The 15,237-nt window shown below is 55.7% G+C and carries 16 protein-coding genes and 1 riboswitch; of the genes, 10 read left to right on the top strand and 6 right to left on the bottom strand.

The annotated features are described in order from the left end of the window. Nucleotides 1-59 precede the first annotated feature (59 nt). Together M1136_03145 and M1136_03140 are read right to left on the bottom strand one after the other, a co-directional pair. On the bottom strand, nt 60-422 hold the full coding sequence (locus M1136_03145) for a LysM peptidoglycan-binding domain-containing protein (GenBank protein ID MCL5074636.1): 363 nt from the start codon (nt 420-422) through the stop codon (nt 60-62). Between the two features lie 26 nt (nt 423-448). Continuing rightward, nucleotides 449-898 (bottom strand): hypothetical protein, encoded by a 450-nt coding sequence (locus M1136_03140; GenBank protein ID MCL5074635.1) that lies wholly within the window; start codon nt 896-898, stop codon nt 449-451. Nucleotides 899-959: 61 nt separating this feature from the next. Then, a riboswitch (cyclic di-AMP (ydaO/yuaA leader) is annotated at nt 960-1,093 on the bottom strand. A gap of 116 nt (nt 1,094-1,209) precedes the next feature. Here M1136_03140 and M1136_03135 point away from each other — a divergent pair. The 6 genes from M1136_03135 to M1136_03110 all read left to right on the top strand — a co-directional run bounded on the left by M1136_03135 (nt 1,210) and on the right by M1136_03110 (nt 5,402). After that, nucleotides 1,210-1,944, top strand: a complete 735-nt coding sequence (locus M1136_03135; GenBank protein MCL5074634.1) for a ComF family protein — start codon at nt 1,210-1,212, stop codon at nt 1,942-1,944. Between the two features lie 42 nt (nt 1,945-1,986). Next, nucleotides 1,987-2,697 carry a DUF72 domain-containing protein gene (locus M1136_03130; GenBank protein MCL5074633.1) on the top strand — a complete coding sequence of 237 codons (711 nt, stop codon included), beginning with the start codon at nt 1,987-1,989 and terminating at the stop codon, nt 2,695-2,697. Beyond that, on the top strand, nt 2,694-3,137 hold the full coding sequence (locus M1136_03125; GenBank protein MCL5074632.1) for a DUF488 domain-containing protein: 444 nt from the start codon (nt 2,694-2,696) through the stop codon (nt 3,135-3,137). Before M1136_03130 ends, M1136_03125 begins: the two co-directional genes overlap by 4 nt. A 196-nt stretch (nt 3,138-3,333) precedes the next feature. Continuing rightward, a complete protein-coding gene (locus M1136_03120) occupies nt 3,334-3,804 on the top strand; it encodes a PspC domain-containing protein (GenBank protein MCL5074631.1) in 471 nt (156 codons plus the stop codon). 4 nt (nt 3,805-3,808) lie between these two features. Continuing rightward, nucleotides 3,809-4,735, top strand: coding sequence for a toast rack family protein (locus M1136_03115; GenBank protein MCL5074630.1), 927 nt, complete (start codon nt 3,809-3,811; stop codon nt 4,733-4,735). Nucleotides 4,736-4,760: 25 nt separating this feature from the next. After that, nucleotides 4,761-5,402 carry a hypothetical protein gene (locus M1136_03110; protein MCL5074629.1) on the top strand — a complete coding sequence of 214 codons (642 nt, stop codon included), beginning with the start codon at nt 4,761-4,763 and terminating at the stop codon, nt 5,400-5,402. 154 nt (nt 5,403-5,556) lie between these two features. On the opposite strand, the gene M1136_03105 is transcribed toward M1136_03110, so the two are convergent. From M1136_03105 to M1136_03090, 4 genes are all read right to left on the bottom strand, one after another. Next, a complete protein-coding gene (locus tag M1136_03105) occupies nt 5,557-6,579 on the bottom strand; it encodes a hypothetical protein (protein MCL5074628.1) in 1,023 nt (340 codons plus the stop codon). A gap of 10 nt (nt 6,580-6,589) precedes the next feature. Next, on the bottom strand, nt 6,590-8,044 hold the full coding sequence (locus M1136_03100) for a hypothetical protein (GenBank protein MCL5074627.1): 1,455 nt from the start codon (nt 8,042-8,044) through the stop codon (nt 6,590-6,592). 137 nt (nt 8,045-8,181) lie between these two features. Then, nucleotides 8,182-8,778 (bottom strand): hypothetical protein, encoded by a 597-nt coding sequence (locus M1136_03095; GenBank protein ID MCL5074626.1) that lies wholly within the window; start codon nt 8,776-8,778, stop codon nt 8,182-8,184. A gap of 43 nt (nt 8,779-8,821) precedes the next feature. Then, entirely contained in the window at nt 8,822-9,016 is a 195-nt protein-coding gene (locus tag M1136_03090; GenBank protein MCL5074625.1) for a hypothetical protein, read from the bottom strand. 199 nt (nt 9,017-9,215) lie between these two features. On the opposite strand from M1136_03090, the gene M1136_03085 reads away from it, so the two are divergent. The 4 genes from M1136_03085 to M1136_03070 all read left to right on the top strand — a co-directional run bounded on the left by M1136_03085 (nt 9,216) and on the right by M1136_03070 (nt 15,216). Beyond that, nucleotides 9,216-9,581 carry a metalloregulator ArsR/SmtB family transcription factor gene (locus M1136_03085; protein ID MCL5074624.1) on the top strand — a complete coding sequence of 122 codons (366 nt, stop codon included), beginning with the start codon at nt 9,216-9,218 and terminating at the stop codon, nt 9,579-9,581. A gap of 6 nt (nt 9,582-9,587) precedes the next feature. After that, entirely contained in the window at nt 9,588-12,200 is a 2,613-nt protein-coding gene (gene cadA, locus M1136_03080) for a cadmium-translocating P-type ATPase (GenBank protein MCL5074623.1), read from the top strand. Nucleotides 12,201-12,264: 64 nt separating this feature from the next. Next, entirely contained in the window at nt 12,265-14,295 is a 2,031-nt protein-coding gene (locus tag M1136_03075) for a hypothetical protein (GenBank protein ID MCL5074622.1), read from the top strand. 9 nt (nt 14,296-14,304) lie between these two features. Continuing rightward, entirely contained in the window at nt 14,305-15,216 is a 912-nt protein-coding gene (locus tag M1136_03070) for a nitrilase family protein (GenBank protein ID MCL5074621.1), read from the top strand. The last annotated feature ends 21 nt before the right edge of the window (nt 15,217-15,237 follow it).

Genomic DNA, 15,237 nt, shown 5'->3' with positions numbered 1-15,237 from the left:
GCCAACCGATAAAATACAGTCGTGACCTGGAAGGGACGCCTGGCCACTACAGGAGTTGACTATGGTTCCGTTGGAATGATCAACTTCTGCCCTGGTTGGATGCGGTCCGCATTCTCGATCTGATTGGCCTTGACGATTGCTCCCACAGTGACCTTATACTTTTGGGCTATGCTGCTCAATGTATCGCCAGACTGGACAACATAAATGGTTGGCGTACTGGTGGCTGTTGGCACCGCCAGGGGAATTATAGTTGGTGTTGCCAAGGCTGGTGTAGGTGTGCTTGGCTTACCAGTTGGGGGAACGGCCGATTGGGTGCAGCCAGCAGCCAAAAGTTCCAGTACTAAAAGTACAATCAATGCGGGATAGAATGGTTTCCTCTCCGCCTGAGGGAGCCCTCGTTCAGATGGGTTCTTTCCAAACATTTGCCTAACCTCTAATTTTGATTATCTTATGCGGGGCCACCCCGACCACGACGTAGCGGAGGGGTGGGGTGATCTTTATTTCTACCTCTGGGCTTTACGTGATCAACAGATCGCGAGGCCAACTGGCGCAGTATCTCAGCATGCTCTGGCGAACCCGGCACTACAGCCCAGAGCTTCATCAAACGTCGGCGTGTGACCTCATCATCAGATAGGCTATAGACCGCAGAGCGACTACTGCCAGGCCCACCTCGCTTAAGGATCTTACAATCAACCAATTCATCTAAGGCGGATTGTGTGCGATCGGGAGAATGGAAACCCAGCGCCTTAGCATAGAATTGGGCATCACCGACCGTGTCAGGGTTGTTATACAAGAAACTAACTATGTTGTACTTGACGAGATCATTCACCTCGACTTCCAGTAGGTCACTGAGCTCTTGATCGAGAAAACAGCATACGTTCACCTTTGATACCTCCATAATCAGCCTCACCAGACAGAAAAGACCAGAGGCTATAGCCTCTGGTCTTTTTCACCGCTGCTATTCCTCCTTCTGAACGCCTGCGAAGTTAGCTGACGGATTCGGGTCGAAAGAGAAACCCTACCTGCCCTCTGGCAGGATTCACCCCGGAAGTGGTTCCCCCGCTTCTCCTGGAGAATTAGGCTGCTTTGTTGTTTTGGGATTACATTAGTAATATAGGCGACCAGCAATACACTTGTCAAGCGCTCAAAAAATGTAAAATTAGCCCCAGCGGTAGATGCCCAGAGTGATATAATGTTTGGGGGACTCGTATGTTTGAAAGATGGCCATATTGGTCACGCGGCTTTCTCCAACAGCATAGGCACCGAGGCTGGCAGGGCCTGTTGCTGGACCTCCTCTTCCCTTCCCGCTGCCAGGGTTGTGGCCGCTACGGAAGTTGGCTGTGTGACGCATGCCGCGAGGCGCTGCCTCAAATACCAAAGCCCGTTTGCCGTCACTGCGGACGCCCCAGTGGGGTGCAGACATGCCCGGCCTGTTGGCGATCCCCGCTGCACATCGATGGTATCAGGGCCAAGTACTATTTCGGTGATACCCTGCGTCGTATGATCCACCGCTTCAAGTACAGGCGAGCCGAACATCTAGCTGACCCGTTGGCTGAATTGCTCATGGCTTGCCTTGGTGAGAGTGACATAGCCGCCACTGTGATCGTTCCTGTACCCCTTTCCCCCAAGCGTCTCCAGGAACGGGGCTATAATCAAGCAGCTCTCTTGACTGCCTGTTTAGGTGAACATGCTGCCCTGCCCATTGTGGATGATTGTCTTTCTCGTCTCAAAGATACGTCACCTCAAATGAGCCTACCAGCTAGTCAGCGGTGGGGTAATGTGCGGGGAGCATTCCAGTGTCTTGATCGCCGTCTGTCCAATCAGGATGTGCTCCTTGTCGACGACGTCTGCACCACCGGGGCTACGCTCGATGCTTGCGCTATCGCCTTAAAGAGAGGCGGGGCAAAATCAGTCTGGGGGCTGGTGGTAGCACGGGCCAAATAGCTATGTGTAGTGAGATGGAAGCGTTGAAGAGGCTGCCCTATTATGAACGGCATTAAGGTGGGATGCTGTGGTTTCCCCAAAGGTAGGCCACAATACTTCGCTGAATTCAGGGTAGTGGAATTGCAGCAGACCTTCTATAAGCCACTCCAATTGGAGACGGTGCGGCGCTGGCGGGCCCAAGCCCCGGCTGATTTTGAGTTCACCTTGAAGGCCTGGCAGCTCATCACCCACGAGCCCACCAGTCCTACTTACCGTAAGGCAGGAATCCATCCGCAGAACCCGGACAATTATGGCCACTTCAAGCCTACGGAGGTGGTGAGAGAGGCCTGGCAGAGGACAAGGGAGATCGCTGCTGCCCTGGGAGCTTCGGTCATCATTTTCCAATGTCCGGCCCGCTTCAAGCCATCTATGGAGAATATCGAGAATATGAGATGCTTCTTCACGGAGATAGAACGGGAGGGACGTCTCTTTGTGTGGGAACCACGGGGTGCGTGGGATGATGAGACGGTCGGGGAGCTATGTAGAGCACTGGATCTGATCCATGGGGTTGATCCTTTTGAGCGTGAGCCTCTATATGGCCGCATCAGGTACTTTCGCCTCCATGGTGGTCCTGGCTACCGGCACCGCTACTCTGAGGCAGAGCTGCTGACTCTTAAGGATTGGTGCGAAGGGTTTGCAACCTATACTATGTTCAATAATATCTCGATGTACGATGATGCGCTGCGTTTTAGAGCCCTTCTGGAGGCAAGATGAGTTCTAGGCAGGGAGTGATATTCACGGTGGGCTCGAGTACCAGAGACTCTGGGGAGTTCATTCATCTTCTTAAAAGCTATGGCATCGAGGTGGTGGTGGATGTGCGGCGTTTTCCCACCAGCCGCATCGTCTCCTACAAGAAGGATAATCTGTCCCGCCTGCTGGCTGAATTCGGCCTCAGCTATCTCTATCTAGGGGAGGAGCTGGGTGGCTATCGCTCAGGTGGCTATGAGGCTTATACAGCGACAGGGTCCTTTCAACAGGGGTTACGGCGGTTGGAGGAGGAGGCGGCGCAGCGAGGGGTGGTGGTTATGTGCGCTGAACGTTTCCCCTGGAAGTGCCACCGCCGTTTCATCGCCGCGGAACTGCAAAAGAGGGGTTGGGAAGTGATTCATATCCTGGAGGTGAATAGAACCTGGGTGCCAGCCAGGCGGACTTGATACGGTGGATGCGACGTGTAATAATTGCACCTGTACCTTGCAACGGGGGTTCCAAGGGGGCGGCGCCCCTTTGGCAGGGGTCTGGGGATGTGCCCCAGAGTGCAAAAAGCCCGCAGGGCTACCTTGAATCCGCCGAAGGCGGATTTGGGGGAGGAGCTATTCAAAGAAGTGAAGCCAATTTAGAGGAGGATATTCGATGGAAAAGCGACTCTACCGCAGCCGGACTGACCGCATGCTTTTTGGTGTTTGTGGCGGCCTCGCTCAGTATTTTGATCTCGATCCAACCCTCGTCAGGCTTATCTTTGTCCTTATCGTTCTCGCCGGTGGAACGGGTATACTGGCCTATATCGTCCTGGCTATCGTCATGCCTGAGGAATCCAGCGTCGCGGTCCATCCCAGGGAGGTACTCAGGGAGAATATCGCCGAGATCAAAGAGACGGCCAAGGAACTTGGGGAGGAGCTAAGGGCTGGTTTCGGTGGCCAGGCTGGGGTTCCCACTGAAAGGCGTACCCGAGGCGCTTACACGGCTGGGCTGATCTTAATCCTTCTGGGGGTCGTTTTTCTTATGTCCAATTTCCACCTCTTCTGGTGGTTTAATTGGCATCTGCTCTGGCCGCTAATTCTGGTAGCCATCGGCGTGGCCCTACTTTTCCGAAGGAGGGCCTAGAGAGATGTCTGACAACGTTTCCAATGGCGGTCCCCGCAGGCATATCGTTGGACCGCTAATTTTAATCGTCTTAGGATTGCTCCTTCTTCTGCAAAATCTTGGTCTTTTGCCCTGGGGTCTCTGGAGTACGCTCTGGCGCCTTTGGCCGCTCCTGCTCATCCTGCTAGGGATGGAGCTGGTTTTTGGTCGATCCAATCCCTGGACTATGGCCGTAATAGCACTTGTAGTAGTCGCATTGGCTATCGGTGGTGCCTTTCTCTACACCAGCTATTACTATGTCGGTTGGGTCGGTAGTCAAGGTGGCGTTCAGCATCTGAGCCAGGACTTAAACGGCTTACAACGGGCGAGGGTGGAGATAAGGTTTGGGGCTGGTGATTTGACCATCGCTAGTCTTAGTAATGAGTCTCCCCTTCTAATGGAGGGGGATTTCCAGGGACGTGGCCCTGGTCGCCGCGTAGACAGAGAGTTCCAGTCATCAGCTGGCGAGGGTACATTGCGTCTCAGCAGTCGGAGGGACGTCTGGTTGCCTTTTGAGGATGGTGCCGCCAATTGGGATGTCAAGCTCACGCCTCGCCTTCCCCTGGATCTACGGCTTCAAGTGGGGGCCTGCCGGATGAACCTTGATCTCAAGCAACTGAACGTGCAGAAGATGCGTCTTAATGTAGGTGCTAGTTCGGGCGAGATCAGGCTACCGGAGCAAGCGGGGCAGACGATGGCCAACATCAAGGCCGGCGCGGCCGATTTGACCGTAGAGATACCAAAGGGCGTAGCGGCCAGGATCAAATCCAAGGAGGGGTTGAGCTCGATTGATGTTGACGAGGGACGGTTCCCCAGGTCAGGGGCTTATTATATCTCTCCGGGATATGATCAGGCGCAAAATAGGCTTGATCTGGAGATCGACAGTGGTGTAGCTCACATAACCATTCGCTGAGCGTTTGGATGAGGGGGTAAACAGAGTGAATAGTTTACGGCGCATCTTCCAGGTGGCCACACGAACAGTGGCCCAATACCGCCAAGCCTACCTGGTTTTGAACGTGCTCTATTATAGTCTTATTCTCCTGGTGGCTTTTTATTTGTTCCTTAACCCATTGCTGCAAACCCAGTTGTCGCATTCCTTATTGAGGGAGATCGGCGGGGCGTTTAAGACGATGCCATTCAGGGTCGTCGCCGAAGCCTACCTCAGCGGTAACTTCCCTCTGGCCGCCACGCTGACCTTCCTGTTCAATTTGGCGATGGGAGCCATTCTTTACATAACATTACCATCTTTGATCGTACCCTTCGCTGGTATCATCCTGGGCTGTTTCCGGGCTACCGCTTGGGGGGTGCTGCTGTCTATGGTTGTCTTGGCTGGTGTGGTTAAGACGGCTGGTTTTCTGGTCATACTTGTCCTAGAAGGGCAGGGTTACGTTCTGGCTATGCTCGCAGCCTGGGCCTTGGGCAGGGCTGCTCTGCGGCCAGCCGGGGTAGGTGCTAGAGGTTACTGGGGAGGCTACGTTGTTGGGCTCAAACATACAGCCCTGATCTACGTGTTTGTAGTTGTTTTCTTAGCTATCGCGGCCATCTGCGAATCCTTCGGCGTCATCTATCTGGCTTCGTAGTTGAGCAGCGGGTAGAGAACTATAGTCACAAAGTGGAGGGTTGGTGGCATCAGACAGAAGCCACACCGCATAGCCATCCAGTTGGCCTAAGAGGCGCACGTAGTCGTTGTAGTCTCCCCAGGAGCTGATACCTGTGTGAGCTCCGTTGATAGGACTACGGGCAGCCAGTGTCCGGCACGTCCTGGATAGGAAAGTAGGTGCGACCATCAGCCCCATGCACCCAGATGTTGGAGCCCTCACTTCCGGAGGTTTTGACCTGGAAGAAGTATTTGTTACGAGGGTCTCTGGCTGCTGAGACATCGATGTTATTGAACTCCCAGACCGGATAGGTGATCCCCCTGGCCATCACGATGCGCTTCTGACCCAGAGCCACGGGCCGCAACGGCTCCTGGTTGAGGCCCTGATAGAGCTGTACGGATCGGGCGTCTTCTGGTGACACCGAGATGAGCGTTCCGTGGTGGAAGACGGTGACGCCAATATTGACCAGATCCCCTTGTGTCACCGGCGCCTCCCTGCCCTGCCGGTCGTGCGGCCAGACGATCTGGATTTTGGGGTCTATCCGGGGTAATGGTCCGGGAGGTGGTGCGGGGGCAGTGCCTGTAGGAACGTCCTGAGTGGGGAAGAAAGTGAGGGCGTTTGCCCCATGGGCCCACACGTTGCTGTTTACGTTAAGATATCCAGGGACCTTCCCCCCAACCAGAGTTTTCGAGGGTGGCACCGACACGAAATCGCGCACGATAAAATAGAGCCGATTCTCTGGGTTACGGGCCAGGCTTACATCAACATCATTGAAATCCCAGGCAAAGAAAGATATATTACCCTGCGTCACCCGGCGAGGTGTGCCTGCCCCCGGGACCTTAAGATATAATGGGACATCGTTATTTGCGGCGATCATAAGAAAAACGCCGACTCCCCCTGCTTCATCCGGACAGAAGGCATTTCGGGTGCCCCGCTCAAAGAGGTAGACCCTGACGTTGGCTCTATCGGCCTGGGTCAGCGGCACCTCATTGCCTGCCAGGTCGTGCGGCCAGACGATCTCGATACGGGCATCAAGCTCAGGGCGAACCTGTGCCTGCTCAGTACGGGCGTCAGGTTGAGGGAAAACCTGCGCATGCAATGGCGGTATCGATGCCACAAGAACCGTGACGATAACTACGAAAGGTTTAACAAGGCGCATAGCCCACCCCCTAAGGCTGCCATGTTTTGAATCTCTGGTACCAGGGCCTTTGGGCATCTCGAACCGCAACGTGGCGATCAAATTTCGGATCGAGGGTGCTCAGGAGCCAGACGGCCACGCCACTAGCTGGCGGCAGATTCCCAGCCCGGCTTTGGGTAATGAACCAGATCAGATCCTGTGGGTAAGTACCTTCGGATGCTGAGACCGGATTTGCATCATCGCAGTCATATTGGAGGTAGGTTCCGGCACTACTATCCCGATCTCGATGTTCCCTGTTGTCAGGCCACCAGCCGCACTCGGTGATGCGGCTGGGGAAGCCCGCCACGTACAAGTCATCCTTGAGCCATTGAGGGAAATAGTTGGCGACGCAGCCTTCAGCGGCGTGCCAGGAGAAGAAATAATTATGCCAGGTGAAACGGCCATACAATTCAATGGATTGCTGGAGGTGGGTGTAACCTATGCTACCATCATCTAAAGTACCTGGTTGGGTATCTCCGTTATCGCAGTACCGAATTTTACCCTCCGCTGCGGCGCTCTGAGCCATAGGGGGGTAGTAGAGTTCGATATCAGTCGGTGCCTGACCATTTGCCTTCCTCTTATTAAGCTCATCAATAATCTCCTTATAGTAGGCATTCATAGCCTTGTAGAAATTAGCCTGGTAATGGTTAGTCCAGCTAACTGAGTTACCCGCCGAGTCATGGTAAGTGCCAGACTGTGGCCATTCACCATCTGCGTTTGGCTCGTTGCCCGGGATGATTCGCCGGAAGTTCGCTCCCCTTGCATTTCGCAGAGCCACGATGTCGTCCATAACCTGAGAAAAGGTCTTCTGGATATAGCTTCCTCCACTGGGTGGCACTGGTCCCGGTCCAGGGTACAACCGGACGAAGAGCTCGGTACCACGGTTATTGGCATACCAGTTCATGACTGTGGCCATGCTGACGCTGTTGCCGCTCTGCGTCTGGTAGGAGGCATCCAGGTCCTGGTCCTGACTTAGGGCCACCAGCATCCCAAAGGAGGGAACGGCCTCCTCTAAGGCCCAGGCATCCACCTGGCGAAACTGGCTCCCCCCTCCCGCAGGCATATGCATGCCCTTGAGCGTTTTCACGGTCACCGTGGCTGGCGCATCCTCATACTGGTTCAGCCAGCGGCGCACGTCCAGCAAATCTTGGGCATAGATGGGCTTACCAGGTCCTGGTTCTTGTCCCGGTGTGTCAAGGCCGTAGGCCCGCCAGGGGGTGATGCGCCCCATGCCTTTCTTGTTCCAAAGATCCTGTGTAGCGGCGCGCATCTTCGTGAAGTGGACGGCCTTAACCGGTGTACCAGCCAAAACCGTGGGGTCAGTCCACGGAAAGGATGGCAACCCAGCAGCGCTCCGATTGCTGTTGATGGCGTTGATGACCTCCTGGATATCAAAGGCCCTTACGGGGCTGCCAGGGGCGATGGGATTAGTCCACGAGGTGGCCATAGCTCATCCTCCAAGCAAGAACAGTTTACTGATCTGGAGCCCGATAGACCTGCTACGCCTTATTGATCGTTTGCTGCAGCGAGGCGATAGCAAAACTGGGCTGCTTTCACTTAGTCATCCTTCACGGTCATCCATCCTCAAACGTACAGACAGGCCCCACTACTGTTGATTGCCTCTCGCCCGCCCACAGTCACCTTGCCACTTACGCTCAGATCCCCAGCAGCATTCAGCGTCAGCGGGTTGCCCACCCCACCATAGAGGCTCAATAACCCATTATTGAAGACCAGCCGCACATTGTCAGGCACACCCACATACTTGGCCCAGTTATCCAGCACCAGGTTCCCCGCCACCGTGAGATTGCCCCCAGCATCCACCCAGGCCACCCGCGCCGTGCCAAAGCCATAGACGTTCAGAGGATCGCTCAGGGCGGGGATGCTCGTCCCCCCATAGCCCACGGCCAGCCTCCCTGAGGTATCAATGCTGGCTACAAACGCCCCAGCCCAGATGTACCACCGGCCACCCGAACGCACCACGTTCTCGATGGCGTTGGGAGAGGAGGGATTAGCTGAGCCATAGATGTTGAGGTGGCTGCCATCTGTCGTAACGCTTCCCAAAAGGGAGAGGTAGTCCCCATCGCTATTGCGGGAGAGCACCCGCCCATTCAGGTAGATCTTTCCACCGACAGTAAGCGTATAGTCGTTGCTAATCAGGACATCCTCGTTGAAGGTGGCCATCGCTCACGCTCCTTTCATATAAGTGAGGCGAACCGACAAGTCCCTATGGCCAGGCACCCTCTTCTGGGGAGAGGTCAAACCTAAGGGCAAGGTAGAAGCGCTCCCCCTCATCAAGGGCCTGGATGTCGCTGAGGTTGGGAATGTAGAGGCGCAGGGCCTCGATGAGCTGGGGCTTGCTGAGGACGACCCCTGAGATGCGCAGGGAGGGTAGCGGACTTGGCTCGAGGGGTGGATTCATCAGGTGCCTCCACTCTTATCTTATTATTAACATTATATTACTGCTCCCCCCACTTGTCAAGGTACTAGTTTTTGAGCTAAACAGTTGCACTTCTAGCGGCAATGCTTTATAATGCAGACATAGTTTATCATTTGCGTAACTATTGAAATAAAGATGGGGGAGATAAGAAATGGAGGGAGCCTCCAGGGTAGGAAGGGAGATGGAAGCAGATATTTGTGAGGTACGCAGCATTGATGCGGCTAAGGTGGCCAAGGGGAAGGCGCTGCTTCTGGAGGACAATGTCTATTTCCAGCTGGCCGAGACATTTCGCACTTTGGGTGATTCGAGCCGAGCTAAAATTATTTACAGTCTCCTTCAGCAGGAGCTTTGTGTTTGTGCTCTAGCGGCGATAGTGGGACTTTCAGAGGCGGCGGTGTCTCAGCACCTGCGTGTGCTGCGCAATCTCAGGTTGGTTAAGAGTCACCGTGAGGGCAAGATGGTTTATTATTCCCTGGATGATGCGCACATTCGTACCCTCTTAAATGTCTGCCTGGACCATCTGCGACACGGTGAGGAGAGCGGATAGTAGGATATGGAGACAAAAACCTTAAGCCTACCACTGATCCTTTCTCAGAATGGGGAATGCGAACGTTGCGTCAATCGCTTACAGGAATCGTTGACTCTGATCAAGGGCGTCGAGTCTGCCACGATAAATGTGGAGAGAGCGACCCTTATGCTCTCCTATGATCCCAACCTGGTCTCCTTAAGCCGTCTTGAGGGGCTAGCCAGGGACTTAGGGGCGGGTATCAGCCGACGCTTCATCCATGAGACGCTAACCATCACCGACATTGATTGCGCTGACTGTGCCGCGAAGCTGGAGGGGGCTATTGCCCGTCTTCCAGGCGTGTTGTACGTCTCTGTGAACCCTGTTACGGCTGGGATGCGCCTGGAGTACGAAGCGGACCAGATAAGCCGGGGAGCCATTGTAGCCTGCATCCAGGAGCTAGGCTATCGTGTGGTTGAACCTTCAGCAATGGTTGGGGCCGGGCAGCGCATCTCGGTCTTCCGCATCAGCGGCATGGACTGCGCCGATTGCGCCCTCACCATCGAGAGAAACGTCGCTGCTATGCCGGGAGTGCGCAAGGCGAAAGTCAACTTTGCCGCAGCCAGACTTACGGTATGGCACGCTCCCCAGGTGGTGCCTGAAGAGGTAGCACGGGCGGTGGAGCAGACTGGCTATGGCGCGAGCCCGGAAACGTCACAGGCTGTGGCTGCGGAAGCGCCCTTCTGGCGACGGAACCGCCGGGCACTCCTCACCGCTGGCTCTGGTCTGTCCCTCGTCCTTGGTTTCATCCTCTCTCTGCTTGGGGTCTCGTCGCTACTAAGTACGGCGGCCTACGCCCTGGCGATGGTTCTCGGGGGCTACCTCATCGCTCGCAGTGGGCTCTACAGCCTCTGGCGTAGTCGGACGATAGATATGAATCTGCTCATGACCATCGCTGCCCTGGGTGCTGCGGCTATTGGTGAATGGGCTGAGGGAGCGACGGTCGTTCTCCTCTTCTCCCTGGGTAATACGCTTGAAGGTTACACAATGGATCGAGCGCGGGGTGCTATCCGGGCCATCATGGAGCTCGCCCCCAACACAGCCAGGGTACGGCGGGGTAATAATGAGCTCACCTTGGCGACTGAAGAAGTACAAGTTGGCGATGTGGTGGTTGTGCGCCCGGGGGAGAAGATTCCCATGGATGGGGAAGTGGTGGGGGGAAGCTCAGTAGTGAACCAGGCGTCAGTTACTGGCGAATCAGTGCCGGTAGAGAAAGGCCTCGGTGACGAGGTCTTTGCCGGTACGCTCAACGAACGGGGCTATCTCGAGGTCCGCGTCACCAAGCCCTACCGGGAGACGACGCTGGCTAAGATCATCCAACTGGTCGAGGAAGCCCAGGCTCAGAAAGCACCTTCACAGCGTTTTGTGGATAGGTTTGCCCATTACTACACACCGGCTGTCATCGCTATCGCTGTAGCCCTGGCCCTTGTCCCCTGGCTTCTCTTCGGGCAACCCTTCGGGTTCTGGTTTTACCGTGCTCTGGTGCTTTTGGTCATCTCCTGCCCTTGCGCCCTGGTTATCTCGACGCCGGTTTCTATCGTGTCTGGCATAGCCAGTGCGGCCAGAGCCGCTGTGTTGATCAAGGGAGGGGCCTACCTGGAGGCGGCTGGTGCGCTCAAGGTGCTGGCCTTCGATAAAACCGGGACTCTCACCGTGGGTCGCCCACAGGTGACCGATGTGGTATCGCTGGGGAAGTACGCTGCTGACGAGATCATACACTTGGCAGCGGCAGTGGAGGGCCGCTCCGAGCATCCCCTGGCCGCAGCCGTGCTTCGCCGCTCCAACGATGTGAACAAGCGGAGCGATCACCGCCACGAGGTGACCGACTTTGAAGCGGTAACTGGCAAGGGGGTTCAGGCAACTCTGGACGGCGAGACATATTACGTTGGCAGCCCCCGCCTGTTCCAGGAGCTGGGGAAACTGTCGTCCGAAGCTGAGAGGATCATTGAGCGTTTTCAATCTGAAGGTAAAACTGTTCTTCTGGTCGGTACAGCCCAGGAGCTATTGGGCATCATCGGGGTGAGTGACCACCTGCGTGCCGGGGCAGGCACAGCCATCGCTGAGCTACGGCGGGACGGTATCCAGCGATTGGTGATGCTCACTGGGGATAACGAGGGTACGACGCGGGCCATCGCCCAGCAAGCCGGTGTTGACGAGTATCGGGCCGGACTCCTGCCAGAGGCGAAGGTTGAGGCTGTAAAGGAGTTGCTCAGTCGCTACGGTAAGGTGGGGATGGTGGGCGATGGGGTGAACGATGCTCCGGCCCTGGCCGCAGCGACGGTGGGCATCGCCATGGGCGCAGCAGGTACTGATGTGGCCCTGGAAACGGCCGACATCGCTCTTATGGCCGATGATCTGGGGAAGCTTCCTTATGCGATGGGCCTGAGCCGAAAGGCACTGGGCATCATCAAGCAGAACATCGCTTTCTCGCTGGTCATTAAAGCCCTTTTCTTAGCCATGACTTTCCCGGGTTGGATAACCCTTTGGCTGGCCATCGTGGCTGATATGGGGGCCTCGCTTCTGGTCACCCTCAATGGGATGCGTCTCTTGGGATATGATGGGGCAAAAAGGCGTGACAAATCCTCCTCAGATGTTGTATGATGGCGGGCGAGCTTGGGCGTGAATGGCTCTTCGCTCACATCTATGAGGAGGTTCAGTCGCGTCGATGAGATGGAAGACGTATGCCCTCAGCCATTTGTCCGCCGTTTTCTCTTGCTTGCTCCTGGTGTCAGTCATCCGCGGACCTTTGCCCTCAGCCACTGCCGCCGAGCCAAAAGGCGATCCGCGCTTTGGGGCGGTAGAAGCATTCCGAGCGCCTAAGGCGGCGGGCGAGGCCGCTGTGCGCTGGCAGCGGATCCTCTTTTGGTGGAATAGTATTCAACCTACCTCAGCAACTGATTGGAACTCCTCCTATCTCCCTGACGGCTTATTGAAAGCGGAATTGGGGGCAGGGCGTTCGGTGGTGGGTTGCCTGATCAACACGCCGCCCTGGGCCAACGGCGGGGGCCACCCTTTCGATCCCCCGAAGAATCTCTATCTGCCCTATGACCATCCTGATAACTATTGGGGGCAGTTTGTGAAAAGGATTGTATCCCATTACAAAGGACGTATCGACACCTGGGTCATTTGGAATGAACCGGATGTCTGGGACCCGGGCCGGGCTGGCTATACTTGGAGTGGCTCGGTGGCTGATTATTACCAGCTCTTGAAGGTAGCGTATCTGGCAGCTAAGGCGGCCGATCCGCAGACGAGGGTGTTGCTGGCTGGGTTGACCTATTGGTGGGATGCAGAGTATGGGCGGCAGCAGTACTTTGAACGCTTGCTGGAGGTGGCTAAGGCTGATCCAACAGCAGTGGCGAACAACTGGTACTTCGATGCGGCCGTTCTCCAGTTATATAACGATCCCAAGTCCCTCTATGATATTCCCCTTCTTTTCCATCAAATCATGGCCAAATATGGCTTCGCTAAGCCCATCTGGATCAACGAGACGAACGTGGCTCCCTGGGATGATCCTCTGGCCCCTTTACCCCGCGAACGCTTCCGGGCCACCCTCGATGAACAGGCTTCCTTCGTAATTCAGGCCTTCGTTTATGCCCTGGCTGCTGGTGTAGAACGCATCTCGCTCTACAAGATGAGCGACGATCCAATTCACCAGCCGGGAACAGAATCGTTTGGGCTGATACGGGGCGATGGCTCGCCGCGGCCGGCCTATACCGCTTTTCAGGTCGTCACCCGCTATTTTGCGGGTGCCAAACATGTCAGTGTAGAACGCAGGGGCGACGTTGTACGGGGGATACTGGAGAAGGAGAAGGAGCAGGTGACTGTGCTCTGGAATCAGTCTCCTAAACCAACTACAGTCTATTTGCGCGCTAAGACCTCCGCAGCTACCATGGTCGATAAATACGGCCGGAGCGTGTCTGTCCGGCCGCAGAGTGGTTACTACATGTTGCCGCTGACGCCGGCGACGCATAATACGGCACCTGGGGAGCCGAACCGCTATCTTAGCGGTGGCTCGCCCCTGCTTCTCGTTGAGCCGAAGGGACAGGGTAATCCGATTGCTCCGCCGTCCGTGGGTACGGATCCGAACAACAGATGGGTTTGTCCTGAGACAGGGGGAGCTGTTTCGGGAGATTGGCTGAAGTTTCTGCGGGAGCACGGTGGCACGGATAATCTTGGTTACCCCCGTACAGGAGTCATCAATGATCCGCTGAATGGTGGACAGACTGTGCAATACTTTCAACGCGCCATCTTGGAATGGCACCCGGAGAACCCTCCAGCGCATCGTATCCAGCGCCGTCTTCTGGGGGATATACTTTATCCAGGGGCCGATCCCCCGGCCGATCCTAAGGATGCTCCGCTTGGGCCACACACCTACTTTCCTTTCTCTCCAGAGCGTCCCACCGGGCTGGGGCACTTTGTGGCCGATTTCACCCGCTCTGGACAACCCATCTATTTCAAGGAGTATTTTGATGCCCATGGAGGGATGGAGGCTTTTGGTTATCCTAAGGAGGAGCCCAAGCTACGCAACGGATGGTGGACCCAGCGCTTTCAGGCGGCCGTTTTTGAGTACCATCCGGAGAACGATAGGGATGGTTTTTTGCCTGGCAGCAATGTTCCCTATCGTAACTTTCGGGTGCTGTTGGAGTTGCTGGGTGATGAATACCTCGCTAAGGAGGGGCTGATTTTAGACTGGTAGAGGTGAGAGATGAGTACGTATCCAATGGAGCGGATACGGGGACAGGAAGCCTCCCTACGTTTGGCTGTTGTCCAAATGGAGGTGAGCTTAGGAGAAAAGGCGGTCAATATCCAAAAGACGTTGCAGTTCATCGATGACGCAGCGGCGCATGGTGTCAACCTCATCGTTTTTCCTGAGCTGTGCAATACCGGCTATGTTTTCAACAGCCGCCAGGAGTTGGCGGCCCTGGCCGAGCCTATACCCGAAGGGGAAACGGTGCAGGCGTGGTGGGCTAAGGCAGCGGACAAGAACATCTATATAGTGGCGGGCATAGCCGAGCGACAGGGGGCAAGCTATTATAACTCTGCTGTCCTAGTCGGTCCTCAGGGCTGTCTTGGGCTTTATCGTAAGGCTCACCTTTTCGACGAGGAGAAGCTGTTCTTCGAGCCTGGCGACCTTGGATTCCCTGTATTCAATCTTCCTTTTGGTAACGTCGGGATGCTTATTTGCTACGATATACGCTTTGCCGAACCGCCACGTATCTTGATGTTACAGGGAGCTGATCTCATCTGTGCACCAACCAACTGGGTGGCCCTGCCGCCCAATGTTCATCCTTGGGATGAGCATGGCTATTGTCTGGCGAACTATATCACCATCGCCCAGGCCGCTATCAATCAGGTCTTTGTGGCCTGCGCCGACAGGGTCGGTAGCGAAAGGGGGATACGATTTCTGGGGGCGAGCATCATCGCTGGTCAGAGCGGCTGGCCGCTGGCCGGCCCGGCCAGCCCTGACAAAGAAGAGCTACTCTACGCTGAGGTCAACCTCAGCGATGCCCGTCGGGCAAAGATCATAAATTCACTTAACGATACCTTAAGGGATAGACGCATAGATCTCTATGACCGTATGCTCGGCTATACCTTGCACAAGCCCTTTCCCTTCTGATCACCACGGGGGGTAATTCGT

The sequence above is a fragment of the Chloroflexota bacterium genome, assembly GCA_023475225.1.
Classification (GTDB): Bacteria; Chloroflexota; UBA6077; order FW602-bin22; family JAMCVK01; genus JAMCVK01.
Note: the sequence above shows the minus strand (reverse complement) of the source record. Positions and strands in the feature narration are given on the sequence as shown.